General features: G+C 69.2%; 22 protein-coding genes. 4 read left to right on the forward strand and 18 right to left on the reverse strand.

The window, feature by feature from the left end:
- The first annotated feature begins 7 nt into the window (after positions 1-7).
- The 3 genes from PCC79_RS11870 to PCC79_RS11880 are packed head-to-tail and all read left to right on the forward strand — an operon-like array spanning position 8 to position 4,672.
- Positions 8-1,984, forward strand: coding sequence for an acyl-CoA dehydrogenase (locus tag PCC79_RS11870; protein ID WP_342371946.1), 1,977 nt, complete (start codon positions 8-10; stop codon positions 1,982-1,984).
- 37 nt (positions 1,985-2,021) lie between these two features.
- A complete protein-coding gene (locus PCC79_RS11875) occupies positions 2,022-3,506 on the forward strand; it encodes a bifunctional ADP-dependent NAD(P)H-hydrate dehydratase/NAD(P)H-hydrate epimerase (protein ID WP_342371947.1) in 1,485 nt (494 codons plus the stop codon).
- Positions 3,503-4,672, forward strand: coding sequence for a M20 family metallopeptidase (locus PCC79_RS11880; protein ID WP_342371948.1), 1,170 nt, complete (start codon positions 3,503-3,505; stop codon positions 4,670-4,672). Before PCC79_RS11875 ends, PCC79_RS11880 begins: the two co-directional genes overlap by 4 nt.
- 495 nt (positions 4,673-5,167) lie before the next feature.
- Here the strand turns inward: PCC79_RS11880 and PCC79_RS11885 are convergent, their stop codons facing one another.
- The 16 genes from PCC79_RS11885 to PCC79_RS11955 form a co-directional block, all read right to left on the reverse strand.
- Entirely contained in the window at positions 5,168-6,289 is a 1,122-nt protein-coding gene (locus PCC79_RS11885; RefSeq protein WP_342371949.1) for a sodium ion-translocating decarboxylase subunit beta, read from the reverse strand.
- Positions 6,289-6,843, reverse strand: coding sequence for a biotin/lipoyl-containing protein (locus PCC79_RS11890; protein WP_342371950.1), 555 nt, complete (start codon positions 6,841-6,843; stop codon positions 6,289-6,291). Before PCC79_RS11890 ends, PCC79_RS11885 begins: the two co-directional genes overlap by 1 nt.
- Positions 6,844-6,846: 3 nt before the next feature.
- Positions 6,847-7,239: an OadG family transporter subunit gene (locus PCC79_RS11895; RefSeq protein WP_342371951.1), complete on the reverse strand. Its 393-nt coding sequence runs from the start codon at positions 7,237-7,239 to the stop codon at positions 6,847-6,849.
- Positions 7,240-7,249: 10 nt separating this feature from the next.
- Entirely contained in the window at positions 7,250-8,794 is a 1,545-nt protein-coding gene (locus PCC79_RS11900; protein WP_342371952.1) for an acyl-CoA carboxylase subunit beta, read from the reverse strand.
- 419 nt (positions 8,795-9,213) lie between these two features.
- Positions 9,214-9,366 (reverse strand): hypothetical protein, encoded by a 153-nt coding sequence (locus PCC79_RS17420; protein ID WP_425325636.1) that lies wholly within the window; start codon positions 9,364-9,366, stop codon positions 9,214-9,216.
- Entirely contained in the window at positions 9,336-10,325 is a 990-nt protein-coding gene (locus PCC79_RS11905) for a LacI family DNA-binding transcriptional regulator (RefSeq protein WP_342371953.1), read from the reverse strand. The genes PCC79_RS17420 and PCC79_RS11905 overlap by 31 nt, the downstream gene beginning before the upstream one ends.
- Positions 10,322-11,140 (reverse strand): carbohydrate ABC transporter permease, encoded by an 819-nt coding sequence (locus PCC79_RS11910; RefSeq protein ID WP_342371954.1) that lies wholly within the window; start codon positions 11,138-11,140, stop codon positions 10,322-10,324. Before PCC79_RS11910 ends, PCC79_RS11905 begins: the two co-directional genes overlap by 4 nt.
- 107 nt (positions 11,141-11,247) lie before the next feature.
- Positions 11,248-12,231, reverse strand: a complete 984-nt coding sequence (locus PCC79_RS11915) for a sugar ABC transporter permease (protein WP_342371955.1) — start codon at positions 12,229-12,231, stop codon at positions 11,248-11,250.
- 1 nt (position 12,232) lies between these two features.
- Entirely contained in the window at positions 12,233-13,567 is a 1,335-nt protein-coding gene (locus tag PCC79_RS11920) for an ABC transporter substrate-binding protein (protein ID WP_342371956.1), read from the reverse strand.
- A gap of 90 nt (positions 13,568-13,657) precedes the next feature.
- Positions 13,658-15,169 carry a GH32 C-terminal domain-containing protein gene (locus tag PCC79_RS11925; RefSeq protein ID WP_342371957.1) on the reverse strand — a complete coding sequence of 504 codons (1,512 nt, stop codon included), beginning with the start codon at positions 15,167-15,169 and terminating at the stop codon, positions 13,658-13,660.
- A gap of 1,170 nt (positions 15,170-16,339) precedes the next feature.
- Positions 16,340-16,576: a carboxyl transferase domain-containing protein gene (locus PCC79_RS11930; protein ID WP_342371958.1), complete on the reverse strand. Its 237-nt coding sequence runs from the start codon at positions 16,574-16,576 to the stop codon at positions 16,340-16,342.
- Complete coding sequence (locus tag PCC79_RS11935; RefSeq protein ID WP_232549391.1) at positions 16,569-17,066, reverse strand: DUF456 domain-containing protein; 498 nt, start codon at positions 17,064-17,066, stop codon at positions 16,569-16,571. The genes PCC79_RS11930 and PCC79_RS11935 overlap by 8 nt, the downstream gene beginning before the upstream one ends.
- Positions 17,067-17,094: 28 nt before the next feature.
- Positions 17,095-18,045 carry a carbohydrate ABC transporter permease gene (locus PCC79_RS11940; protein WP_232549390.1) on the reverse strand — a complete coding sequence of 317 codons (951 nt, stop codon included), beginning with the start codon at positions 18,043-18,045 and terminating at the stop codon, positions 17,095-17,097.
- Positions 18,042-18,962 carry a carbohydrate ABC transporter permease gene (locus tag PCC79_RS11945; RefSeq protein WP_232549389.1) on the reverse strand — a complete coding sequence of 307 codons (921 nt, stop codon included), beginning with the start codon at positions 18,960-18,962 and terminating at the stop codon, positions 18,042-18,044. Before PCC79_RS11945 ends, PCC79_RS11940 begins: the two co-directional genes overlap by 4 nt.
- Complete coding sequence (locus tag PCC79_RS11950) at positions 18,959-20,302, reverse strand: extracellular solute-binding protein (RefSeq protein WP_342371959.1); 1,344 nt, start codon at positions 20,300-20,302, stop codon at positions 18,959-18,961. Before PCC79_RS11950 ends, PCC79_RS11945 begins: the two co-directional genes overlap by 4 nt.
- Before the next feature lie 125 nt (positions 20,303-20,427).
- On the reverse strand, positions 20,428-22,029 hold the full coding sequence (locus PCC79_RS11955) for an ABC-F family ATP-binding cassette domain-containing protein (protein WP_342371960.1): 1,602 nt from the start codon (positions 22,027-22,029) through the stop codon (positions 20,428-20,430).
- Positions 22,030-22,114: 85 nt separating this feature from the next.
- Here PCC79_RS11955 and PCC79_RS11960 point away from each other — a divergent pair, with 85 nt between their 5' ends.
- A complete protein-coding gene (locus PCC79_RS11960) occupies positions 22,115-23,437 on the forward strand; it encodes an AI-2E family transporter (RefSeq protein WP_342371961.1) in 1,323 nt (440 codons plus the stop codon).
- On the opposite strand, the gene PCC79_RS11965 is transcribed toward PCC79_RS11960, so the two are convergent.
- A complete protein-coding gene (locus PCC79_RS11965; protein ID WP_232549385.1) occupies positions 23,425-23,835 on the reverse strand; it encodes a metal-sulfur cluster assembly factor in 411 nt (136 codons plus the stop codon). The genes PCC79_RS11960 and PCC79_RS11965 overlap by 13 nt on opposite strands.
- Complete coding sequence (sufU, locus tag PCC79_RS11970; protein ID WP_232549384.1) at positions 23,832-24,332, reverse strand: Fe-S cluster assembly sulfur transfer protein SufU; 501 nt, start codon at positions 24,330-24,332, stop codon at positions 23,832-23,834. Before sufU ends, PCC79_RS11965 begins: the two co-directional genes overlap by 4 nt.
- Positions 24,333-24,369: the final 37 nt, after the last annotated feature.

A 24,369-nucleotide genomic window follows, 5' to 3' on the forward strand; every position in this document is an offset into this window, starting at 1 on the left:
GTCACCGATGACCATCAGCCCGACCGGAGCCGCCCTGCGCACCGCGCTCGACGGACCGTTCCACACCACGAAGCAGCGCTGGCGCGACGAGGTGAGCGCCGACGACGTCGTGCGCGACCCGTCGATGAGCATGGCCGAGGCCCGGGACTGGACGCTGGACCGCCTGGTCAAGATCGCCCACCGCGGCTTCGCCATCGCCGGCTTCCCCGAGTCGGTCGGCGGCACCGGGCCCCAGTCGGAGTCGGTCGCCCAGTTCGAGATGCTGGCCATGGGCGATCTGAGCCTGACCATCAAGTCCGGCGTCCAGCACGGCCTGTTCGGCGGCGCGATCGTGAACCTGGGCAGCCAGTGGCACCACGAGACCTTCCTGCCCGACACGATCACGTGCGAGCGCACCGGTGCCTTCGCGATGACCGAGCTCGGCCACGGCTCCGACGTGTCGTCGCTGGAGACGACCATCACCTACGTGCCGGAGACCGACGAGCTCGAGATCAACTCCCCCACCCCGAGTTCGACCAAGGCCTACCTCGGCAACGCCGGCGAACACGGCAAGTGGGCCGCCGTGTTCGGCCGGCTCACCGTCGGCGGGGAGAACCAGGGCGTCCACGTGGCGCTCGTCCCGATTCGCGACGAGGAACTCAACGACCTGCCGGGCGTGACGACCGGCGACCACGGCCACAAGGGGGGCCTGCTCGGCGTCGACAACGGCACGATCCGGTTCGACCACGTGCGCGTGCCCCGCACGCACCTGCTCGACCGGTACGGCAGCATCGACGCCGACGGCGTCTACCACTCCCCCATCAAGTCCAAGAACGCGCGCTTCTTCACGATGCTGGGCACGCTGGTGCGCGGCCGCATCTGCGTGGGCGGCGGCGCGGCGTCCGCCACACGGCGCGCATTGACCATCGCGACGCGCTACGCCCTGCAGCGCTCGCAGTTCCGGCTGCCCGGGCTGGGCGAGGAGATCCTGCTGCTGGACTACCAGACGCACCAGCGCAAGCTGCTGCCGAACATCGCCCGGGCCTACGCGTACGGCTTCGCGCAGACCGAGCTGGCCCTGGCGCTGCAGCGGGTGCTGGACGCGGGCGGTGAGGATCCGCGGGCCGCGCGCGAGCTGGAGACCCGTGCGGCCGGTATGAAGGCGTTGCTGACGCGGTGGGCGAACGACACCATCCAGCTGTGCCGCGAGGCGTGCGGCGGGGCGGGCTACCTCAGCCAGAACGGCCTCACCCTCGCCCGGCAGGACGCCGACGTGTTTGCCACCTTCGAGGGCGACAACACCGTCTTGATGCAGCTGGTGGCCAAGGCGCTGCTGCTGGACTACAAGCAGTCCTGGGGTGACATGGACCTGCGCGGCACCGCGCAGGCCACCGCGCGCATGGTGGGCGGCTCGTTCCTCGAACGCACCACGGCCCGCGCGGTCATCGACCGGCTGGTGCTGGCGGCGCGCCGCGTCGGCGGCGATCCCGTCCGCCACCGCGGCTGGCACGTCCAGCTGTTCACCGACCGGGAGGCCCACATCGTCGAGGGGCTGGCCAAGCGGATGCGGGCGGCCAGCAAGGCGCCGGCCGAGGAGGCGTTCGCAGCGACCAACGCGTGCCAGGAGCACATGATCAACGCGGCCCGCGCGCACACCGACCGGGTGGTGCTGGAGGCGTTCATCGGGGCCATCGAGGAGGTGGCGGACCCCTACATCCGCTCGCTGCTGAACCAGGTGTGCGACCTGTACGCGCTGGTGACGATCGAGGAGCACCGCGCCTGGTACATGGAGCACGAACGCTTCGACGGCCAGCGCAGCCGCGCCATCTCCCAGGCGGTGGATGATGTGTGCGCCCAGCTCCGTCCGGTGGCGCTCGAGCTGGTCGAGGGTCTCGGCGTTCCGGAGGGCTGGCTCAACTCGGCCATGCTCGCCGACGCGGGCGGGCAGCGCCCGTCCGCCGAGCTGCCGCCGCGCACCGTGGCCGAGCCCGCGCTGGCGAGCTGACCGAACGGGGCACATACACCGCACTAGGCTGCGGTGCATGTTGCCCGTCGTGAGCGCGCAGGACATCCGGGACGCCGAGCAGGCGTGGTTCGACGCCCACCCCGGCGGTGATCTCATGGCCGTCGCGGCGGACGCCGTGGCCCGCGCCGCCGCTGAGCTGGTGTCGATGCTCGCGTGGTACTCCGAGCCCCCCACCCCGCGCGGCGGCGCCGACTCCGCGGAGGGGCCGACGGTGGTGCTCGTCGTCGCCGGCCCGGGCAACAACGCCGGCGACGCGTTGTTCGCGCTCGCTGGCCTGCCCGACCTGCTGCCCGACACCGAACTCGACCTGGTCGTGTGGCCCTGCGCCGGCTCCACCCACGCCGACGGTCTGGCGGCGGCCAAGGGGGTGGGTGCGCGCACGGTGGACGCCGACGCTGCGCTCTCGCTGGCGGCCCGGGCGGCGCTGGTCCTGGACGGGGTCTCGGGGTTGGGTGGGCGTCCGGGGCTGGAGCCTGCGGTGCTCGCGGTGGCGGACGCCTGCCGCGCCCACCGCACGCCCGTGCTGGCGGTCGACCTGCCGAGCGGGCTCGTCGCCGACAGCCACGAGGCCCACGCCTGCTTCACCGCCGACCTCACGGTGACATTCATCGCCCACAAGCCCGCCCACGTCCTGGCGCCGGCGTCCGGTCACTGCGGCGAGGTCCGCCTGGTCGACCTCGGGGTGGCCGCGCCTACGAGTGACCTGCAGCTGGTCGAGGAGTCCGACTGCGCCGCCTGGTACCCGACGCCGGACGCGTCGTCGGACAAGTACTCCCGCGGCGTCGTCGGCATCGACACCGGCACCGACGACTACCCCGGCGCCGCCGTCCTCGGCGTGGCCGGTGCGCTGTGGTCGGGGGCCGGCATGGTGCGCTACGCGGGCCCGTGGCGTCCGGCCGACCTCGTGCTCGCCGCCCATCCGAGCGTGGTGGTCCCCGTAGACCCGGCCGACCCTGGCCGCGTCCAGGCGTGGGTGTGCGGCTCGGGGTGGCCCGGGCCGGACGCCGAGCGCCTGGCCCGCCGCGTCGCAGACGACGTGCCGGTGGTGGTGGACGCCGGCGCCCTGGGGGCACTGCCCGACGCGTTGCCGGCGCAGAGCATCCTGACCCCCCACGCCGGGGAGCTGGCCCGCCTGCTCGATGTGGAGCGTGCCGCGGTCGAGGCCGATCCGCTGACCCACGCGCGCCGGGCGGCCCGGCAGACCGGCGCGACCGTGCTGCTGAAGGGGGCCAGCCAGTTCGCCGTGGATCCGGACGGCACGGCGCTGCTGGCACTGCCGGGGACCGCCTGGACGGCCACCGCAGGCTCGGGCGACGTGCTGGCCGGCATCGTCGGCACCTTCCTCGCCGCGGGTCTGCCCGCCGCGCGCGCCGCCGTGCTCGGTGCCTCGCTGCAGGCCGCGACCGCGCGCGCGGTGCGGGCCGCGCCGATTCCGCCGGAGCGGTTGGCCGAACAACTGGGCGTGATCATCGCGCACTGGGGCGATAGCCTCCGCCCATGAACTCCGATCTCCTCGACGCGCTGGTCGCCGGCATCGACACCGTCCTGCCCGACGCCACGTCCCTGCGGCGGGCGATTCACGCCGACCCCCATCTGGGGGGCGACGAGGGCGACACTCGGGACGCCTTCACCGAGGCGACCGGCTGGCTCGACTGGACGCCCGTCGCCGAGACCGGCGCCTACACCCGCACCGGCCCGGACGGCCCCGCCGTCGGCCTGCGGGCGGAGCTCGACGCGCTGCCCCTCACCGAGGCGACCGGGGTCGAATGGGCGTCCCAGCGGCGCGGCATCATGCACGCCTGCGGTCACGACGTGCACCTGGCCGCGTTGTGGGCGGTGCTCGCCGCCGCGCGCGACCTCGACCTGCCCGCCGCGCTCGCGCCGATCCTGCAGCCGCGCGAGGAGCTGAACCCCCCGGGAGCGACCGACGTCGTCAGCTCCGGCATCCTCGAGGACGCCGACGTGCGCGCCATGGTGGGCGTGCACGTCCAGCCCGCCATCGCGCGCGGCGTCGTCTCGACCGGCGCGGGCGCCGTGAACGCGGCCTTCGACGGCTACGAGATCACGGTGACCGGACGCGGCGGCCACGGCGCCTACCCGCACGCCGCCGTCGACCCCATCACCGTCATGGCCGCGGTTGTCATGGGCCTGGCCGGCATCACGCAGCGGACGGTCAACCCGATCAGCCCTGCGGTGGTCTCGGTCGGCTCCATCCGCGGCGGCACGGCGCCGAACATCATCGCCGACCAGGCGACCTGCTCCGGCACCATCCGGACGTTCCGGGAGTCCGATCGGGTGGCCGTCCACGAGGCCATCACCCGGTTGGCGGAGGGCACCGCCCTCGCGCGGGGGGCGTCCGCGAGCGTGACGATCACGCGGGGCGGGCCCGCCCTGGTCAACGATCCCCGCCTGGTGGCGGCCACGGACGCGCTGCTCGGCGGGGTCGGCGTGCCGGTGGCGGCGGAACCGTTCCGCTCCTGCGGGTCGGACGACTTCTCCGAGTACGGTCAGGTGGTGCCCTCGCTGATGAGCTTCATAGGCACCGGCTCGGCCAACGGCATCGGGCTGCACCACGCCCAGTTCCTGCCCGGACGCGACGCGCTGCGCCTGGCTGCGGTCGCGCTGGCCACGAGCTACGTCGCGGCCGCAGGCTTCGTCCAGCCCTGAGTCCCCGGCGCCCCCCCCCCCCGGCCCCACCCCCCCAGCTCCCAGGCGGCGTGCGGCGCGCTCTTCGATTTGGACCCGAGGAAGTGGCGCCATGGCACCACTACTTCGGGTCCAAACGCACGGATCAGGGCAGCGCAGCGCCGCAACCTGGCGCAGCCGCATCCCACGTGGCGCGCCTCAACATCACGTGGCGCAGTTGCGCTCACGTGGAGGCCCGTGCAAGGCCCGCCACGTGAGCCGCGCTGCGCCACGTGCAAAGGAGCCGCGCCACGTGATGGCTGAGTGCGCCGGGTGACGACCGTGAGCATCCGCCGGCCCCGGGCTCCGCACGTCGGGCCGCCCATCCCCCTCTGCCGCGCCGCAGTCGGGCTTTTGGACCCGAGAAAATGGCGCCATGGCGCCATTTCCTCGGGTCCAATTGCAGGGGGACAGCCACCAGCCGATGGCCAGGAGCCAAGAGCCAGGAGCACCAGCCAACCGACCTGCCGGCTCAGGTCAAGCTGTGCCCATCAGCGCCAGCAGGACGCCGCCGGCCACGACGGACGCCACCTGGCCGGCCGCGTTGGCGCCCATGGCGTGCATGAGGAGGAAGTTGTCGAAGTTCTCCCGCTGGGCCTCGCGCTGCACCACGCGGGCGGCCATCGGGAACGCCGAGATGCCGGCCGCGCCGATCAGCGGGTTGAACCGACCGCCCGAGAAGACGTTCATCAGCTTGCCGAAGAGCACGCCCATCACCGTGTCGAGGCAGAAGGCGATCAGCCCCAGCACCAGGATCAGGCCGGTGGAGAGGTTGAGGAAGCTCGGCCCCACCATCGTCGAGCCGATGGCCAACCCCAGGAACAGCGTGACCACGTTGGCGAGCTCGTTGGACGACGCGCCCGTCAACCGCTCGACGACCTTCGACTCGCGCATCAGGTTGCCCAGCATCAGCATGCCTATGAGCGGTGTCGCGAACGGCACCAGGGTGCCGACCACGAGGGTGACGACGATCGGGAACAGGATGCGCGTGCGCTGGGAGATCTCCCGGCTCGTGTACGGCATGACGATCGCGCGTTCCTTGGCGGTCGTCAGGGCGCGCATGATCGGCGGCATGATGATCGGCACGAGGCTCATGTAGCTGTACGCGGCCACCGTGATCGGGGCCAGCAGCTCGGGCGCGAGCTGGTTGCTCACGTAGATCGACGTCGGCCCGTCGATGGCGCCGATGATGCCGATGGACGCCGCCTGCGGCTGCGTGAACCCGAGCAGCAGGGCCAGCATCAGCGTCAGGAAAATGCCGAACTGGCCGGCCGCGCCGAGCAGCACCATCTTTGGGTTCTCCAGCAGGGGCCCGAAGTCGGTCATGGCCCCGATGCCGATGAAGATCAACAACGGGAACAGCTCGTTGCCGACGCCCATGTCGTACAGCGTCTGCAGCATGCCGTGCTCGCCCACCAGCGGCGAGAGCGGCAGGTTCGCCAAGATGGCCCCGGCGCCGATGGGGAGCAGCAGCAGCGGCTCGTACTCCTTGGTGACGGCGAGCCAGATGAGCAGCAGGCCGACGGCGACCATCACCACGGACTGCCAGGTGATGTTCTGCACCCCCTGCAGCAGGTAGTGGAGGGTGTCGGGGCTCATCAGGACTCGAACCTCACGAGCGTCTCGCCGAACTTCACCTGGTGCCCTGCGGTGACGTAGATCTCGGCCACGACCCCGTCCTTGGGTGCCTTCAGCTCGTTCTTCATCTTCATGGCCTCCAACACCATCAGGGTGTCTCCGCGGCGCACACTCGCGCCCACCGCGACATCGACGGTGAGGATCACCCCCGGCATCGGGGCCGTCATCTTGTCCCGACCCCCGCCCCCGCCCGGGGCGGGCGATCCGGACGCCGCGGGCGCCCCCGTCGCCCTCGGCGGCTCTCCGGGGGCCGGGGTGACGGCCGCGCGCGCGGGCTCGCGCCCGACGGCCGTGGCCCCACGGTCGGCCGCGGGACCCGCCGTGGCGGGCCCGCCGGCGCCGAGCGGACGCGGCGTCACGGCCGGCGTCACCGCGGAGTGGGCCAGGTCGCGGTGGTCGTCCAGCGTGACGTCGATGAGGCGCCCATCGAGTTGCACGCGGAACACGTCGGCGCCCACGGCCTCGACGTCGATGACCCTGGTGGTGTCGTTGACGGTGATGGTGTAGCGGCGCATGGCCTACCTCCGGGTGAAGGACGAGTGGGACTGGGCGCGCCCGACGGCGAGCCAGCGGCTGGCGAACAGCTGGCTGCCCGGGGCGTGGCGGCGGGTTTCGGGGCCGGCGAGGCGGCGGCGGTTCTCCGCGTGGGTCATCACCGCCACGGCGATGGCGGCCACGTCGTCCTCGCTCAGCCCGTCCGCGACGATCCGCACGGTGGGCGCAACCGGGGCGGGGGCGGCCTGGGCGGAGGGAACCGGGGCGGGAGCCGGCGTCGCGTCCTCACCCGGCTCGCGCGGCGGACGGTCGAGGCGTCCGATGAGCATGAGGACGCCCATGAGCACCGCCAGCAGGGCGAACACGACGCCCATGCCGACGACCATCATCATGACGCCCCAGCCGAGATTCTCCATGATGCTGCTCCTAGACGGGGAAAAGCCCGTGCTTCTTGGGGATGGTGTGCGTCACCTTGGTGCGCAGCACCTCCAGGGCGCGAATCAGACGCGGGCGCGTCTCGCGGGGCTCGATGACCTCGTCGATCTGGCCGACGTCGGCCGCCTGGTAGGGGTTGAAGAACTTCTCCTTGTACTCCGCGATGAACCGGGCCTCCTCGGCCTTCGGGTCGTCCGCCGCCTCGATCGCCCGGCGGTTCAACAACCGGGCCGCGCCCTCGGCACCCATCACGGCGATCTGCGCGCTGGGCCACGCGAAGGCGACGTCGTTGTTCATCTGCTTGGAGCTCAGCGCCACGTACGACCCGCCCATGGCCTTGCGGGTCACCAGCGAGATCTTCGGCACGGTCGCCTGACAGTAGGCGTAGATGATCTTGGCGCCGTGGCGGATCACGCCGTTGTACTCCTGCTCGACGCCGGGCAGGTAGCCCGGGCAGTCGACGAACGTCACCAGCGGGATGTTGAACTGGTCGCACAGCGTGATGTGCCGCGCGATCTTGTCGGACGCGTTGATGTCGAGGCAGCCGGACATCACGAGGGGCTGGTTGGCGATGAAGCCGACGCTCATGCCGTCCAGCCGCGCGAACCCGACCAGCGCGTTGGCCGCCCACTCCTTGTGCAGCTCGAAACCCGAGTCGTGGTCGAAGACGCGGGCCAGCACGTCACGCATGTCGTAGGCGAGGTTGTCCTCGGCCGGCACGAGGGCGTTGAGGGCCTCGTCCATCCGGTCGGCCGGGTCGTAGGGCTCGAGCGCCGGCGGATCCTCGGTGTTGTTCTGCGGCAGGTAGCTCAGCAACGACTTGGTGAGGCTGAGCGCGTGCTGCTCGTCGTCGGCGATCACCTGCGCGACGCCGGAGGTGGCGTTGTGCACCCACGCGCCTCCCAGCTCCTCCGCGCTGACGTCCTCGCCCGTCACCGTCCGGATGATGTCCGGCCCCGTCAGGAACATGTTGGAGGTCTCGTTGACCATGATGGTGACATCGGTGAGCGCCGGGCTGTAGACGGCGCCGCCGGCGCACGGCCCCATGATCAGCGAGATCTGCGGGATCACCCCGGACGCCTTGACGTTGCGCACGAACACCTCACCGTAGGCCGCCAGCGAGCGGACGCCCTCCTGCACTCGCGCGCCGCCGGAGTCGTTGAGCCCGATGAGCGGGATGCCCGCCTCGATCGCCAGGTCCTGGATGCGGGAGATCTTGTTGGACTGCACCTCGGAGAACGACCCGCCGAGCACGGTGAAGTCCTGGGCGTAGACGGCCACGCGGCGTCCCTGCACCTTGCCGAACCCAGTGATGATGCCGTCGCCCGGGTAGCGGTGGGCGTCCATCCCGAAGTCGGTGTTGTGGTGGGTCGCGAGCGCGCCCAGCTCCTGGAAGGACGCCTCGTCCAGCAGGATCGACAGGCGCTCGCGCGCCGTCAGCTTGCCGCGCGCGTGCTGCGCCTCGATGCGCGCCCGACCACCCCCCTGCAGCGCCTGTTCCCGCTTCTCACGGAGGGTCGACAGTCGTTCCGGCATGGGCATCCTCGTCTCCTGCGCACCGGTCTGCGATGGCCGCCCGGGGCCATTCCCGGGGGCTACTACGGACCGTAGCACACGCGCCGACGGCGCGGGCCGGCGTCGGAAACGCCGAGATCACCGCCTCACCAATGAGCGCCTTGAGCTTGCCTCCGGAAATCACGTTCATCAGCCCCGGACCAGGATCGGATTGGCGGGATCTGGGATCCACGTCTCACCACCGTCGTGACTGGCAGACAGCGACTGAGCCTCGATTGCAGTGGCGTAGGCGGTCGTGTAGACCGCCGCGAGAGTCCCGCCCTCTCGACGACAACCCACCCCGAGAAGATCTGTTCGTCATCGCTGTGACCCCACGCAAACGGGTGCTCTCGCCGCTGCTCCAGGTCAGTGCTGCCATCGTGCCCCCAACTCACGTTTCCCTAGCCGATGCCCTCCGGGTCGTATTGGAAGAACGCATGCCACACCCCATCGACATGCAGCAGTCCGTTGGGATCGTTCATCCAGTTGCGCCGTGGGGTGAGGCGAAAGCAGGCTCGCGGGATCAGAGCGACGCTCTCGCAATCGGGGGACACTCCACGAGCAGTCGGCTCGATCCTCTTTCCATCCCAATTCCGAGCAACGTCCGCACACCGGCGGCACCCAGCTCGTAGTGGGGCAGGGCGACCGTGGACAGCGGCGGACGCAGATGTGCTGCGATCACCTCCTGGTTGTCGAAACCCATCACGGCAATGTCGGTCGGGATCCGCAACCCGTGCTCGCGGACCCCGTCGTAGAGTCCCATCGCGACCCGATCGTTGTGACAGAACACCGCCGAGACGCCGGACTCGATCACCGAAGCAGCCACTGCATATCCACCCTCTTGGGCAGGCTCCGCCTCAAACACCAAGGATGCGTCGTATTCGAGCCCAGCGGCCTCAAGCGCCGAGAGGTAACCGGCGAGCCGCCCCGTCTTGGCCGGTGAGGGAGACGTGGTGTTGACAAAAGCGATGCGCCGATGGCCGGCGGCGATCAACTCCTCCGTCGCGGCCCGGCCACCCTGCTCCTCGTCGGGCACGACCGTCGGGTATTCGGCATCGACGGCGTAGCAGTTCACGAGCACCGTATCGGTGTGCTGCAGCGGTGGCGGGACCTCGATCTCACGGTGGTACCAGGTCGAGTAAAGGATGCCATGAACCTGGTACTGGAGCATCATCGCAATCGCCTCCTTCTCCGCTGCAGCGTTGCCCTCCGTATTGGCGATGAGGAGGACGTAACCCTGGCGCCACGCCTCATCCTGAGCACCGTGGATGATTTGCCCTGCGAACGGTGTCGAAGCAATGGCATCGGCCACCAGCCCGATGAAGCGAGAGCGGCCTTGCGAGAGCGTCTTCGCGAGGGCGTTTGGCTGGTAACCCAGCTCGGCGACGGCCTTGAGCACGCGGCGTCGAGCGTCCTCTCCGATGCGCGCGCCTTGCTTGTCATTGACCACGTGTGACACGGTGGCGATGGACACGTTGGCGGCGCGCGCCACATCCCGCATTGTGACACTCATGAATCATGCACCCGGCTCATCCCTTGGTCGCTCCGCTCTCGAGACCTGCGATCATGGCCTTGTTCAGCACGAGGAATACCAGCAGCAAAGGCGCGACCGTGACGCAAACGGCCGCGAACGTGGCAGTCCAGTCGGTATTCCCCATCGCACCGATGTAGTTTTGGAGACCCAGTGGGATGGTTTTTCAATCCGTCGGAAAGCACGAACGTGTTTGCGAAGATGAAGTCGTTCCAGATGAAGATGCTGTTCACCAGCACGACGGTGATGATGGTGTTGACAGACAGAGGTGCGGTGATCTGCAGGAAGATCCGATAGGGGCCCGCTCCGTCGAGAGAAGCGGCCTCATAAAGTTCTCGGGGAATATACTCGTAGAACGAAGAGAATAGATAGACACCCATGGGCAGCGAGAACGCCGCCAGCGGCAGGATCATCGAGAGATGCGTGTCCAGGAGGCCGACCTGCGAGTAGTCGATGAACAGTGGAACGAGTGCAATCTGAACCGGCACGATGATGCCTAACAGGAACAGCGAGCGCACCAAGTTGCTGAATCGGAATCCGAGCACTTGGAGAGCGTACGCAGCCATCATGCCGGCCACGACGATCAGGGTGCTCGCGCCGAGGGTCACGATCAGGCTGTTGAGGATGTTCAGCCAGAGGTTGCCGCTTTCAAAGGCTCGCGAATAGTTCTCGAGTGTGAACTCCGACGGGATGGCGAACGGATCACCGCCCGCGAAGTCCGCTGCCGTGCGGAAGCTCGTGAGCAACAGCCAGGCCAGCGGGAATACCTGCACGAGGACGATGAGCACGACCGTCACGGTGAGGATCGTACGCTGGACGCGGAGGCGCGGGGACGGATGCGGCCGGAGCCGACCATGTTCGTGCTGCGGCAAAGCGACTCGCTCTGGACTCAGGGTGGATGACATCACGCGTCCCTCCGGCGCAGCAACAGGAAGATGAGGCCGACGGCGACGAGGCACTCGGCGACGATGAACACAGAGATCGCACTTGCGTACCCATAGTCCGTGTGGACGAACGCGGTCTTGTACATGTAGGTCGTCAGAAGCTCGGACGACTGACCCGGCCCGCCATTGGTCAACAGGTAGGGGATGTCGAAACCGCGCAAAGCGAAGGTGGTCGCCATGACCGTGGTGGTGATCCACACCGGCCGGATGTAGGGAAACCGAATGCGCCAGAACGCCTGCCACCATGACGCGCCGTCGAGGCGTGCCGATTCCTCAAGTTCCTTCGGCACGGCGATCAGGGCGGCATAGATGATCAGCATGTAGAGGCCGGTGAACCTCCATCCCTCGGGGATGGAGACTGCTGCGAGCACGGTTTGCAGGTTCGAGAGCCACGCCGTCTGCATGTTCTCCAGCCCAACGAGTGCGAGCAGCTGGTTGAGCAGACCGACTGGTTCCAGCGAGTAGATGCGGATGAACAGGAAAGCGATCGCGACTGTCGAGATGACCGCCGGCAGCAGGTAGAGGGTCTTCACCAGCTCGCGGCCCCGAGGAAGGGCCGTGAGCAGGGAGGCCACGATGAGCGTGCCGCCCAGCTGACACACGAGACAGATCCCCAAGTAGCCGAGAGCGTTACCGAATGCCGTCCAGAATACGTCGTCGCGGGTGAACATCTTGACGTAGTTGTCGATCCCGACGAATTCCTGATCGGTGATGCCGTCCCACGAGAACAGACTCAACACCAGCGATTGCACGATCGGCAGCAACACCGCGGCACAGTAAAGGAGCAGCGGGGGGATCAGGAAGACCGCCACGGACAGGCCGGAGCGGCGAGGCAGCATCGACGAGCGCATTCGCCCCGTGCGGCGCGGCGCGTCGAGTCTCCGGGAGCCTGACCGGCCGGCCAGGAGTGCCCCTGGCCGATCGGTCCTGGTGGTGGAGGTCATGTCAGCCGACGTTCTCAGCCAGGGTGGCGTCCATCGTCTCGATGAACTCGTCGGGCGTGATGTCTCCTTGCACCAGCAAGGTCAACTCCTGCTGCAGCCGCGTGTTCGTGGCAGGGTCCAGTTGCGTGTCCCAAGGCATGGCGATGGCGGGGCCCACATCGCCGGCCTGCTCTATCGCCCGTGAGTACAGCGGGGTGGCATCGGCGGGGATGGTCGTATCGACGTCGTTGGTGGGGGACAGGGCGCCGGTGCCCGCGACAGCGGCGGGATAGCGCTCAAGTGCGAACGCGAGGAAATCGCGAACCAGGGGATCGTAGGTGGCCGAGTTGACTGCCATGCCAATTCCCGAGGGGGTCATGTATTCCTTGTCGTCTGTCACGGCCGCGTCGATGGACGGAAGCGTGAAGTAGTCGACGGCGTCCCGAACCCCGGGGTCGAGCTTCTCGGTGGCGAGGTTCGCCAGTTCCCAGGTGCCGATGTTGTACACGGCGGCGCGTCCGGACGTGAACTGCGCCTGGGCATCTGCGTAGCCTGTGGCAGAGAAGCCCTCCTGGAAGCAACCGGCCTGACCCAGGCCGTACAGCCACTCGACCGCCGCGCGCCCAGGCGCGTCGGAGAACTGGGCCTCGCCCTGCTTGAGCTGCCGAACGTACTCGGGGCCAGCCTGCCGGAAAGGGTAGTAGGCGATGTAGCGCTCCAGCGGCCACCCGTCGGCCCCGTCGAGGGCGATGGGGGTGATGCCCTCCGCCCGTAGCGCCTCGCACATCGGCGCGAAGTCGTCGAGCGTGGCGGGGACCTCGACGCCGGCCTGGTCGAAGAGGTCGCGGTTGTACCAGAAGAACTCGAGCTGGAACTCGAACGGAACCATGTAGAGCGAGCCGTCGTCGAAGCGCTGGTAGTTCAGCGCCGCTTCACGGTAGGTGCCGGCGACGCCGAGGTCGTCGAGCAGAGCCTCTACATCAACCATGCGTCCCTGCTCGGCCAGCTTTTGCGCGAAGGGCGTCGCGTCGGTGTCGAACAATTCCGGCAACTTGTTCGCCGCCGCGAGCGTCTCGTACTTCTGGATGTACGAGGGCCTGTCCGGCGTCGTAATGAGGTTGAGCTTGAAGCCGGGGTGATCGGCGGCGTACTCCTCCGCGATCTGCTGCATAGCTGTGATGACGCCGCCGTCGGCGGGTCTCGACAGCAACCACGAGATCTCGCGGGGCTCAATCTCGCCGGTTGGACTCACATCTGTGGGGTCACTGCCTCCGGTAGCGCCGGCGCAACTGGTGAGCGCGAGCGCGGCGGCTGCCGTCAGGGCGACCCACGTCGGTGTTCGCTTGGACTTGGACATGTGCATAATCTCCTTCGATCGATTGATGCGGGTACTTCTGTGATCGGATGAATCGGTGTTCGGGTCGTGGGTGGCTGGAGTTCAGCGGTCTCAGACGGTCGCCGCAAGCGCACCGGGGAGTCGGGGTTGGGCCTCTCCTGACGCGCGGCGAGTGGTCACCGTGAGACTGCGTACGCTGACCTTCCCTTCGCCCACGAACGCCCCGACGTGACCCGTGGTGCGGTCGTAGAGCCTGGTGCTGAGGCTGACCGCCCCGTCGACGGTCGCCACGCAGAGTTCGCCGTCGACGATCACTTCGAGCCGGTGTTCCCCCGGCGGGAGAGCGACCGGCCGTTCCAGCTCCACTGCGAACGGGACGTCTCCCGATATCTGCCACTGTTCGTCGCCCGTGTGGCGGCGTGGCCAGCGGTCGAACACCAGGCGTCCGCGACGTGGTTCGAGCCGCAGCACGTACGCCTCGTCACCGTCCATGCTCGCCCGGAGCAGGACACCGCACTCCGTCGTTCCAGCGGTGATGTCGAGCAGCGCATCGACCTTGAACGAGCTGGGGACGCGTTCCGGCAGGACTAGATCGGCATATCCACCGGGGGCCTCGAGCGTGGTGGCGGGGCTCAGGGCTGCGATCGGCGCGTCGAAAGTTGTGGAGACTTCCTGCGGGGGGTGGAAGCGCAGCGTCCCATCCGGAGCCTGCTCAGCCTCCAGGACCGCGAGTGTTCCTGCCCACTGCCACGGTCCATCATCCGTCCGCCCGTCGCGCGTCGAGATCCAGCCGAAGAAAAAGCGACGGCCATCGCGGGCCGCAGATTTTGCGGCGTAGTAGGCACGTCCGTCCAACGTGTCATTATCCGGGGCGACCCACGGACCATGGAGGCTCCGCGACATGCGGTAGCGGGTGCTGAACGACTCGCTGAACTCCGACCAGACGAGGTACCACCAGCCGTTCCACTCGAAGACCTCGGGGCATTCGTGGGCAAGGTAGCGACGCGGGTCCCAGAAGGGTTCTGCCGCCGCCCAGTGACGGAGGTCGCGGGACACGCACTGCGCGATCACGCCTCGTCGCCGCGCGGGCCCAGAGCTGTGGCGGGCGGTCACCAGCATGCGCCACAGGCCCGCTTCCTCGTCCCGGAACACGAACGGGTCGCGCCAGTCTGCCGTTTCGTAACCGGGCGTTGCACCGAAGGTGTGTTCGGAGTGACGCTTCCAAGTAGCCATGCCGTCACGGCTGGTGGCGTGCAGCACGAGTTGCAGCGGCCGACCGTCGGCCCCGAGACGTCGTGGGTTCTGCCCGGTGTAAAAGGCGTGGTGGATGCCTTCGGCGTCGACGACGATGCTGCCGGTGTAGACGTTGAAGTCTGCAGCGTCGGGACCTCCGGACGCCAGAGCGACGCCGGTTTCGCGGAAGTCAACGAGGTTGTCGGTCACCACCCGATGCCACGGCATTCCGGCACTCGGATTGCGGCGCGATTCGTACAGGTAGAACAGGTGGAACGTGCCGTCCTCCTGCCAGGGGATCACGTCGCCGACCCAAGCGTGGGGCGGCTGGAAGAACCCTTGCTGATCCATGTACTTCCTCATCATCGAGTCCACAGGAGTCGTCTCCATTGCGAGACGCTGCTCGTTGGTTAAGCGGTTATCCGGAAGGCTAACCTGCTAGCCAAGGCTGGTCAAGCGCTTAAGCAAAGATGTCGGTCATCTTGTACCACGGTCGCCGTGGTGGCCGACGCCGCCGAAGACTCATGACGCGGCGGCGTTGGCTGAGCTTCGCCGTCTGTCCCCTGCTCGGCCTGCCGCGGACGCTGGTGCCCTGAGACTGGCCCGACGGGCACCGCATTGCGCCTGACGGAGACAGGGTTGTCCGCATGGTCACCATCGACGCCGCCCTCCTCCGAGCCCGGGCCGGACGGTCGGTGCGCTTCTCGGGCGAGTGAGCAAGGCCGCCGCAGACACCGATCTGTTCTTCGTCGTCCCGACGTCCGACTGCGCGCGCACGGGGAGCCGCGTCAGGTCTTCGCGCACTTCACAGCGCGCGACATCTCCTCGTACGCGGCGCTCTCGATCGAGGGGTTCCCGGCGATCGGCAGCACCCTGGTCGGCGTCAACTACACCGTGCCTCTTGTTTTCGAAGTCCCCGGAGCACACGCTCGACGGCGCCCCGTCGCGGTCCAGGCGACCAAACGCGGCGGGCTGCAGCCGATCTCGCCGGTGGCTAGGTCCCCCCTCTTGGACCTCACGGTGGGTGGGTGGAGAGCTCGCCGTGTTCGAGATGGTCGAGATACCAGGCCGGGCGCGCGTCGGTCGGGGCAAGGCGCAAGCTGGTGCGGATCCGCTTCACGATCGAGGCGATCGAAGGGGGCTTCCCGGCTGCCGGCTGACCGCCGTCAACTTGGCCGGTGAGGCGCAGGCGGAGGAGGTGAGGGGGCTGGAGGCCCCGTCTCTGCCCCGTGCGCCATCGTGGTGGACGGCGAGCGGGTGGACGTGCAGCCGGGCCAGCCGATGGAGGGTCAGTGGCGCTGATGGTCCCGGCCGAAGACGTCAACGATCCCGCCCCCACGTCGCCCCCGAGCTCAGTGGCCGCGTCAGCGTCTGGGAGTTCACGGGCCGACCGCTCGAGTCAGCCACCCCCCGCTCGAGGGCGGCCGTACAGGCACAGCGCTAGCGACGTGCCCAGCAGCCAGTGTAGGAAATCGACTGCTGGGAAGGCGCGTTGCATGTCCTGCTGGGTGCCGGCGCCAAACCAACGCGCGAGCCGAGCGACCTGAGCCGCCGGCGCCTTCACCCCCGCCGCGGAGACGAGAACGCCCCGAGCACGTGCTGCCCAGACCGCCAGACGCGGCGGAGGCGTTGAGCGGGGATGATGCCGTCCTTGGGGTAGCGGTGGGCGTCCATTCCGAAGTCGGTGGCGTGGTGGGTCGCGAGCGCGCCCAGCTCCTGGAAGGACGCCTCGTCCAGCAGAATCGACAGGCGCTCGCGCGCCGTCAGCTTGCTGCGCGCGTGCTCCGCCTCAGACAAAGAAGTGCACCAGGATCCCGACCAGCAGGGTGGTCGCGGCGGCGAGCGCGCAGGCGAGCTCCACCACCATGCCGAGACCCACCGACGTCAGCGCCGCCCAGCTCGTCGACAGCGCCGTGCGCAGCTCGCGGACGCGGGCCCACTCCATGGCGAGCAATCCGACGACGAAACCCACCGGCAACCCGACGAAGGGGATCACGAAGAGCCCGACCACCCCACACACCAACCCCACCGCCACCGAGCGGTTCGGGATCGCCCGCTGCCGCAGCCGGCGTCCGGTGATGAGCAGCTGCGCGGACGCCCCCGCCGCGAGGAGCAGCGTGCCCACTGCGAACACCACCCAGCCGGTGGTACCCGCGCCGCCGAACAGGGCCCAGACGAGCAGGCCGGCCAGGGCGGTGATGCTGCCGGGGAGGACGGGCACGACGATGCCACACACGCCGACGACGGTGAGGACGACGGCGATCGCCGCGACGAGTTGCTCGGTCACCCGCGCCAGCGTAGCCGGGGCGTCCGCCTCACTTCACCGAGCCCTCGGTGAGCCCGCCGCGCCAGAAGCGCTGCAGCACGATCATGGCGATGGCCAGCGGAATGACGCTGAGCAGGACGCCCGCGGTGGTCAGCTGGTAGAACTCGGGCAGCCGATCGGTCTGGGAGCGCCAGTTCACCAGGCCCAACGTGATCGGGTAGAGCCGCTGGTCCGACAGCATCACGAGGGGCAGGAAGTAGTTGTTCCAGATGCCGACGAGCTGGAACAGGAACACCGTCACCAGGGCCGGGGTGAGCACCCGCAACCCCACGGAGTGGAAGATGCGCAGCTCGGACGCCCCGTCCAGCCGGGCGGCCTCCAGCAGCGACGGGCTCACCGAGGCGTCCGCGTAGATCCGGCACAGGAACAGCCCGTAGGGCGAGACCAGCGACGGGATGAGCACCGCCCAGTAGGTGTTGGCGAGGCCCAGTTGGCTGAACAGCAGGAACAGCGGCAGGGCCGTGGCGGTGCCCGGCACCAGCACGCCACCGAGGATGGTGCCGAAGACGAGGTTGCTGCCCCGGAACCGGTAGGCCGAGAGCGCGTAGCCGCCCGCCGCGGCGAAGTAGGTGGCGAGCACGGCGCCGACGCCGGCATACAGCAACGAGTTGGCGAACCACCGCACGAAGATCCCGTTGTCGTACGTGAGCACCTGCTGGAGGTTGCTGAACAGCGCGAACGTGTCGGCGAACCAGAACCCGTTGGTGGCGAACAGGTCGTCGGTGGTCTTCGTGGCGGCGACGATGACCCAATACACCGGCACGAGGAAGTAGATCGCGACGAGCACCAAGATACCCGTGACGAGGATCGTGCTGGCCGGGCTGCGTCCGGCGGAGTGGTCGGCGCCGCCCGCGGACGCGGTGCGCCGCAGCTTCTGCACCTCCCCGGTGGACGTGGCTCCGGCGGCGGCGCCCGTGGCGGTGCTGGCGGCGGTGGTCATGAGGAGCTCCTGTTCGTCAGGCGCAGGAACGTGAAGGACAGCGCGAACGCCACGAGCGCGATCAGGACGGCCTGGGCCGCCGCCACGTTGTAGTCGTTGTACGCGAACGCGGTGGTGTAGGCGCTCAGGTTGGGCGTGTACTCCGAGTCGATGCTGGGCGCGACGGTGGCGAGCACCTGTGGCTCGGCGAACAGCTGCAGCGTGCCGATGATCGAGAAGACGACGGTGAGCACCAGAGCGGGCCGGATGAGCGGGAGCTGGATCGCGAAGGCCATGCGGAGCGGCCCCGCCCCGTCGACCCGCGCCGCCTCGTAGACCTCACCGGGGATCGCCTTCAACTGGGCCACGATGATGAGCATGTTGTAGCCGGCGTAGGTCCACGTCACGATGTTGGCGATGGACCACAGCACGGAGCCCGCGCCGAGGAAGTCGACGTCCCACCCGACCCAGGCGGCGACGTCGATGATGGGGCTGAGCCCGGGCACGTACAGGAATGACCACAGGATCGTCGCCACCACCCCGGGGATGCCGTAGGGCAGGAAGTAGATTGCCCGGAAGACCCCCGGCCAACGCGCGGACGCGGACTCCAGCAGCAGCGCCAACACGGTCGACAAGGTGATCATCACCGTCACCTGCACCACGCCGAACAGCAGCATGCGGCCGATGGAGGCGATGAAGTTGCCGTTCTCCAACGCCTGGGCGTAGTTCGCAAACCAGGCGAACTCGGTGATGACACCCTCCTCCCCGAACACACCCAGCCGCGTCACGCGGGTGAAGCTGTTGCCCACCGCGACGATGATCGGCAGCACGAACGTGAACGCGAACACGGCCAGGAACGGCGCGAGCAGCAGCCACGGCGCCGCGCCGGGTGAGCTGACGCTGCGCTTGCGGCGCCGAACGGTGGTGGGGTCGCTCATGCCGTCTCCTCCCGGATGGTCAGGCCCTTGTTGCGGAACGTGCGCACGATGGTGCCCTGGGCCGCGACGACGGCGTCCACCAGGGTGCCGCCGGCCGCCTTGGCGCGGAAGCCGTCGGCGAGGATGTTGAACGACTGCTGGGTGATCGGCCACCACGACCACTCGAGGTTCTGCGCCGCAGGTGCGGCCGCCGGCTCGAACACCTCGGTGTTGTACGGCTGGCCCCCGAAGAACTCGCTGCCGCCCTCCCGCGCGGAGCCGATGTAGTCGGACGCCGGCGACCAGCCGATGCCGCAGTGCTCGATCATGGCGTTGATGCCCTCGGGGCTCGTCGTCATCCAGACGGCGAACTCCATGGCCTCCTTCGGGTGGCGGCTGTTGGCCATGACGGCCGCGCTCGAGCCGCCGAGGAACGACGAGGCGTACCCCGTCTCCCAGCGCGGCATCGGCGCCACCCGCCACAACCCGGACGCCCCCGACACGCCCTGCAGCAGCGCGTCGCCCCAGCTCGCGGAGATCAGGCCGGCGATGTCGTTGTTCGCCGCGGCGGCGAACCAGGGGGTGCTGAACTGCCCGTAGGCCGTGGTGAGGAGCCCCTCGTCGATCGCCGCGTCGAAGAACCGGGCGACCTCCAGCGTCGTCTCGTCGGCCAGCGCGATCACCCAGCTGTCGTCCTCCACCCGCAGCCACCGTGCGCCGGCCTGCTGGGCCATCGCGGCGAACCACGAGGCGTCGGCGTAGTTGAAGCAGTCGAGATGGGCGCCGGTGTCCCGCACCGCCCGCGCCACGTCGGCCCACTGCGCCCACGTCTGCGGCGGGGCGGCGCCGACGGCGTCCAGCAGATCGGGGCGGTAGTAGAGCGCCATCGGGCCCGAGTCCTGGGGGATGCCGTAGACGCCGTCCACGTAGGAGACCTGCTGCCACAGCGCCTCGTTGTAGCGGTCCGCGTAGTCGTCGACGCCGTAGCGCCGCAGGTCGACCAGGCCGTTGACCAGCATGAACTCGGGAAGCGAGCGCAGCTCGACCTGCCCGAGATCGGGGCCCCCGCCGGCCGCGAGCGCCGAATAGAGCTTCTGGTACCCGCCGGCGTTGCCGCCCTGGATCCAGCTCGCCTGCACCTGGATGTGGGGGTTCTGGGCGTTCCAGACGTCGCACACCTTCTGGAGGTCCTTCAGCCACGCCCAGTACGTGAGGGTGATGGTCTCCCCCGCGGGCGCCGCCGGCACGGTCGGCTCGGCGTTGACCGAGGTCGTCCCGGGGGTGGCACAGCCTGCGGTCACCGCGCCGGCGCCGGCCAGGGCGCCCAGCCGCAGCAGGTTGCGTCGCGTCATCGTCGTCATGCGCACCTCGCTTCGTCGGGGGGTAACGAATGTGCTCGTCAACCTAACACCGCGGGGGGCGACGGGTGCGGATTTGCGAGGTAACGATTTCCCTACGGCGGGCCCGGGACGGCCCCGTCGAATCCTCAGGCGAGGGAGATCAGCTCCACGTACTCGGGGTTCCAGAGGTCCTCGTCGCCGTCGGGCAACAGCAACACCCGGTCAGGCTGCAGGGCCTCGACAGCGCCCTCGTCGTGCGTGACGAGGATCACCGCGCCCGCGTACGTCCGGATCGCCTCCAGCACCTCGCGCCGCGACGCCGGGTCGAGGTTGTTGGTCGGCTCGTCGAGCAGCAGCACGTTGGCGGCACTGACCACGAGCATGGCGAGCGCCAGGCGCGTCTTCTCCCCGCCCGACAGCACGCGCGCCGGCTTGTCGACGTCGTCGCCCGTGAACAGGAACGACCCGAGGATCTTGCGCACCTGCGTGTCGTCCAGCCCCGGCGACGCCGACACCATGTTCTCCAGCACGGAGCGGTGCACGTCGATGGTCTCGTGCTCCTGGGCGTAGTAGCCCAGGCGCAGCCCGTGCCCGGGAGTGACCTCCCCGGTGTCGGACTCCTCGACACCGGCCAGCAGGCGCAGCAGCGTGGTCTTGCCCGCCCCGTTCAAGCCGAGGACCACCACGTTGGCCCCGCGGTCGATCGCGAGGTCGACCCCGGTGAAGACCTCCAGCGAGCCATAGCTCTTCGAGAGGTCGGACGCCGTGAGCGGCACCTTGCCGCACGGCGCCGGATCGGGGAAACGGATCTTCGCCACCCTGTCGGCCACCCGCTCACCCTCGGTGGCGGCCAGCAGCTTCTCCGCGCGGCGCGCCATGTTCTGCGCGGCGACCGCCTTGGTGGCCTTCGCGCCCATCTTCTCGGCCTGCTCGAGCAGCCGACCCGCCTTGCGTTCGGCGTTGGCCCGCTCGCGCCGCCGTCGCTTCTCGTCCACCTCGCGCTGCAGGAGGTACTTCTTCCACGTCAACGCGTACTGGTCGAGCTCGGCGCGGTTCGCGTCCAGGTGGAACACCTTGGTGACGACGGCGTCCAACAGGCCCGTGTCGTGGCTGATCACCAAGACGCCACCCGGGTAGTTGGCGAGGAAGCTGCGCAACCAGACGACCGAGTCGGCGTCGAGGTGGTTGGTGGGCTCGTCCAGCAGGAGCACGTCGGCACCGGAGAACAGGATGCGCGCCAGCTCGACGCGCCGCCGCTGACCGCCCGACAGGGTGCGGATCGGCTGGGTCAGCACGCGCTCGGGCAGGCCGAGGTTGGCCGCGATGCGTGCGGCCTCCGACTCGGCGCCGTAACCGCCGGCGGACGCCAGCTCGGCCTCGGCGCGGGCGTACTTCGCCATCGCCGCGTCGCGCGCGTCATCGTCGGTGGCCGACGCCATGGCACCGGAGTGCGTCTCGAGGCGCGTCAGGATGGTGTCGAGCCCACGGGCGGAGAGGATGCGGTCACGCGCCCACACGTCGAGGTCGCCGGTGCGGGGATCCTGCGGCAGGTAGCCGACGAGCCCGGTGCTCTGCACGGCTCCGCCGGAGGCCTGCCCCTCGCCGGCCAGGATGCGCGTCAGCGTGGTCTTGCCCGCCCCGTTGCGGCCGACGAGGCCGACACGGTCGCCCGCGGCGATCTGGAAGGACGTGGGTTCCAACAGGGTGCGCGCGCCCACGGACACGGCGAGCTCCCGGGCGACAATCACGAGGATCCACTCTACCGGCTCAGGGCACCGGCGGCTCACCCCGGGGGCGGACGGAAACGTCGGCCGCCGGCACTAGGCTGCCGCCATGGCGGAACGCACCCACAAGGTCACCCCGGGAATCCAGGGCCCCTCGGCGATGTCGACGGTGGTCACGATGGCCGGTCTGGTCGTCCTGCTGGTCGGGATGCGGGAGTTCAACGACATCGTCGGCCCGTTCTTCCTGACGGTGAGCCTGTTCATCGCCGCCTACCCCATCCAACCGAAGCTCATCGAGGCGGGGATGCCGCGCGTGGTGGCCTCCGTCGTGCTGGGGCTGCTGGTCTTCACCATCCTCGGCGCGTTCTTCTACATGCTGACGTGGGCGATCACCTCCCTGATCGCCGAGCTGCCGAGCTACCAGGGTCAGTTCTGGACGATGTACCGCCAGACCGTCGACTGGCTGGGCAGCTGGGGCGTCTCGGAGGCCGAGGTCAGCCGCCAGCTGCAGCAGATCAACCCCGTCAACTTCGCGGGCCTCCTCCAGGGCCTGCTGCGCGAGGTGACCTCGGTCGTCACGTTGCTCGTGGTGCTCGTCACGATGATCTTCATGATGACGATCGACTCGAGCACGTTCGGGGCCCGCAACCGGGCGCTCAACGCCCACCAGCCCCGCGTGTGGCTGTCGGTGATGGACTACACGCTCGGCGTCCGCCGCTACTGGGTGGTCACGTCGGTGTTCGGCCTCATCGTCGCGGTCATCGACGTCATCGCGCTGATGTGGCTGGGCGTGCCGCTCGCGCTCGTGTGGGGCATCCTGAGCTTCCTCACCAACTACATCCCCAACATCGGCTTCGTCATCGGCCTGGTGCCGCCGGCCATCATGGCCCTGCTGGCCAACGACCCCCTCACCGCCCTGCTCGTGGTGATCATCTACAGCGTGGCGAACTTCGTCATCCAGTCGATCGTCCAGCCCAAGTTCAACGGGGACGCCGTGGGCGTCACCGCCACAGTCGCCCTGCTGTCGCTGCTGCTGTGGAGCTCGGTGCTCGGGGCCCTGGGCGCCCTGCTCGCCCTGCCGATGACCCTGTTGGCCAAGGCCCTGTTCGTCGACCACGACCCCCGCCTGCGCTGGCTCAACGCGTTTATCTCCAACGACCCCTCCACCGCGAATCCCGACGTGTTGGCCGCGGTGAGCGAGCCCGGCAACGTCCGCGAGGCCGACACGGGCAGGGCCGTGTCCGCTGTGGCCGCCCAGGACGCCCACGCGGACGACGGCCGCGCCGGGGGCGCCCACCCACAGGGACCGCGGGGTGGGGCGCCCCGGGGCGGGGGCGGTTCCTCGGCGGCGGACCCGGCAAGGGAAAAACCCGCCCCGGAGGCGTCCGAGGCGGGTTCAGGGCCGGCTGGCGAGCCTGATCAGAGGTTGTAGCCGATCGCGCGCAGCTGCTCGCGGCCGTCGTCGGTGATGTTGTCCAGCGTCCACGGCGGCAGCCAGACCCAGTTGATCGTCGCGGAGTTCACCAGCGGGGCCAGGGCCACCTGGGTGTCGTACTCGAGCCGGTCGGTCAACGGGCACGTCGGCGAGGTGAGCGTCATGTCGATCGTGCAGTTCAGGTCGTCGTCGAGGTGAATGCCGTAGACGAGGCCGAGATCGACGACGTTGACCATCAGCTCGGGGTCGACCACGTCACGCATGGCCTCCTCGAGATCGTCCTGGCTGGGCCGGTCGGACGCCACGGGTGCGGCGGCCGCATCGGTGCCGTCGACGCCGGGAGCGTCGGGGAACTGGTCCTTGACCAGGTCGGACGGGCGGAGAGCGTCGGTCATGAATCCTCCTTGTCGGTCGTGTCGGTCGGGTCGGTCGTGTCCGTGGACTGGGGCGTGGGGGTGGACGCGAGGGCCTGGGTGGTCGCGTCCTTCCAGGCCGACCAGCCCAGCAGCGCGCACTTGACGCGGGCGGGGAACTGGGCGACTCCGGCGAAGGCGATGCCGTCCTCGAGGACGTCCTCATCGCCGGCCACCCTGCCCTGGCCGTGCATCATCTCGGCGAACGCGGCGGCGATCGCCATCGCCTCGGTGATCCGGCGACCGATGACCAGGTCGGTCATCACCGAGGTCGCGGCCTGCGAGATCGAGCAGCCCACCGCGTCGTAGCTCACGTCGGCGACCGTGTCGCCGTCGAGGTGGACGCGGAGCAGCACCTCGTCCCCACAGCTCGGGTTGACGTGGTTCACCTCGGCCTCGAACGGGTTCCGCAGGCCGGCGTGGTGCTTCTCCTTGTAGTGGTCCAGGATGATCTCCTGGTACATCTGCTCGACGCTCACGCGCGCCTCCCTCGTGTGTCCCGGCCGCTGCCGGGGG

It is taken from the genome of Propioniciclava soli (assembly GCF_038502305.1).
GTDB lineage: Bacteria > Actinomycetota > Actinomycetes > Propionibacteriales > Propionibacteriaceae > Propioniciclava > Propioniciclava soli.

Bases quoted from the DNA above. Each gene is read 5' to 3' on its own strand.
- PCC79_RS11890 (WP_342371950.1), bottom strand. From the start codon at position 6,843: ATGCGCCGCTACACCATCACCGTCAACGACACCACCAGGGTCATCGAC.
- PCC79_RS11900 (WP_342371952.1), bottom strand. From the start codon at position 8,794: ATGCCGGAACGACTGTCGACCCTCCGTGAGAAGCGGGAACAGGCGCTG.
- PCC79_RS11945 (WP_232549389.1), bottom strand. From the start codon at position 18,962: ATGAGCGACCCCACCACCGTTCGGCGCCGCAAGCGCAGCGTCAGCTCA.
- PCC79_RS11885 (WP_342371949.1), bottom strand. From the start codon at position 6,289: ATGAGCCCCGACACCCTCCACTACCTGCTGCAGGGGGTGCAGAACATC.
- PCC79_RS11920 (WP_342371956.1), bottom strand. From the start codon at position 13,567: ATGTCCAAGTCCAAGCGAACACCGACGTGGGTCGCCCTGACGGCAGCC.
- PCC79_RS11915 (WP_342371955.1), bottom strand. From the start codon at position 12,231: ATGACCTCCACCACCAGGACCGATCGGCCAGGGGCACTCCTGGCCGGC.
- PCC79_RS11880 (WP_342371948.1), top strand. From the start codon at position 3,503: ATGAACTCCGATCTCCTCGACGCGCTGGTCGCCGGCATCGACACCGTC.
- PCC79_RS11870 (WP_342371946.1), top strand. From the start codon at position 8: ATGACCATCAGCCCGACCGGAGCCGCCCTGCGCACCGCGCTCGACGGA.
- PCC79_RS11905 (WP_342371953.1), bottom strand. From the start codon at position 10,325: ATGAGTGTCACAATGCGGGATGTGGCGCGCGCCGCCAACGTGTCCATC.
- PCC79_RS11875 (WP_342371947.1), top strand. From the start codon at position 2,022: ATGTTGCCCGTCGTGAGCGCGCAGGACATCCGGGACGCCGAGCAGGCG.
- PCC79_RS11950 (WP_342371959.1), bottom strand. From the start codon at position 20,302: ATGACGACGATGACGCGACGCAACCTGCTGCGGCTGGGCGCCCTGGCC.
- PCC79_RS11940 (WP_232549390.1), bottom strand. From the start codon at position 18,045: ATGACCACCGCCGCCAGCACCGCCACGGGCGCCGCCGCCGGAGCCACG.
- PCC79_RS11925 (WP_342371957.1), bottom strand. From the start codon at position 15,169: ATGGAGACGACTCCTGTGGACTCGATGATGAGGAAGTACATGGATCAG.
- PCC79_RS11895 (WP_342371951.1), bottom strand. From the start codon at position 7,239: ATGGAGAATCTCGGCTGGGGCGTCATGATGATGGTCGTCGGCATGGGC.
- PCC79_RS11965 (WP_232549385.1), bottom strand. From the start codon at position 23,835: ATGACCGACGCTCTCCGCCCGTCCGACCTGGTCAAGGACCAGTTCCCC.
- PCC79_RS11960 (WP_342371961.1), top strand. From the start codon at position 22,115: ATGGCGGAACGCACCCACAAGGTCACCCCGGGAATCCAGGGCCCCTCG.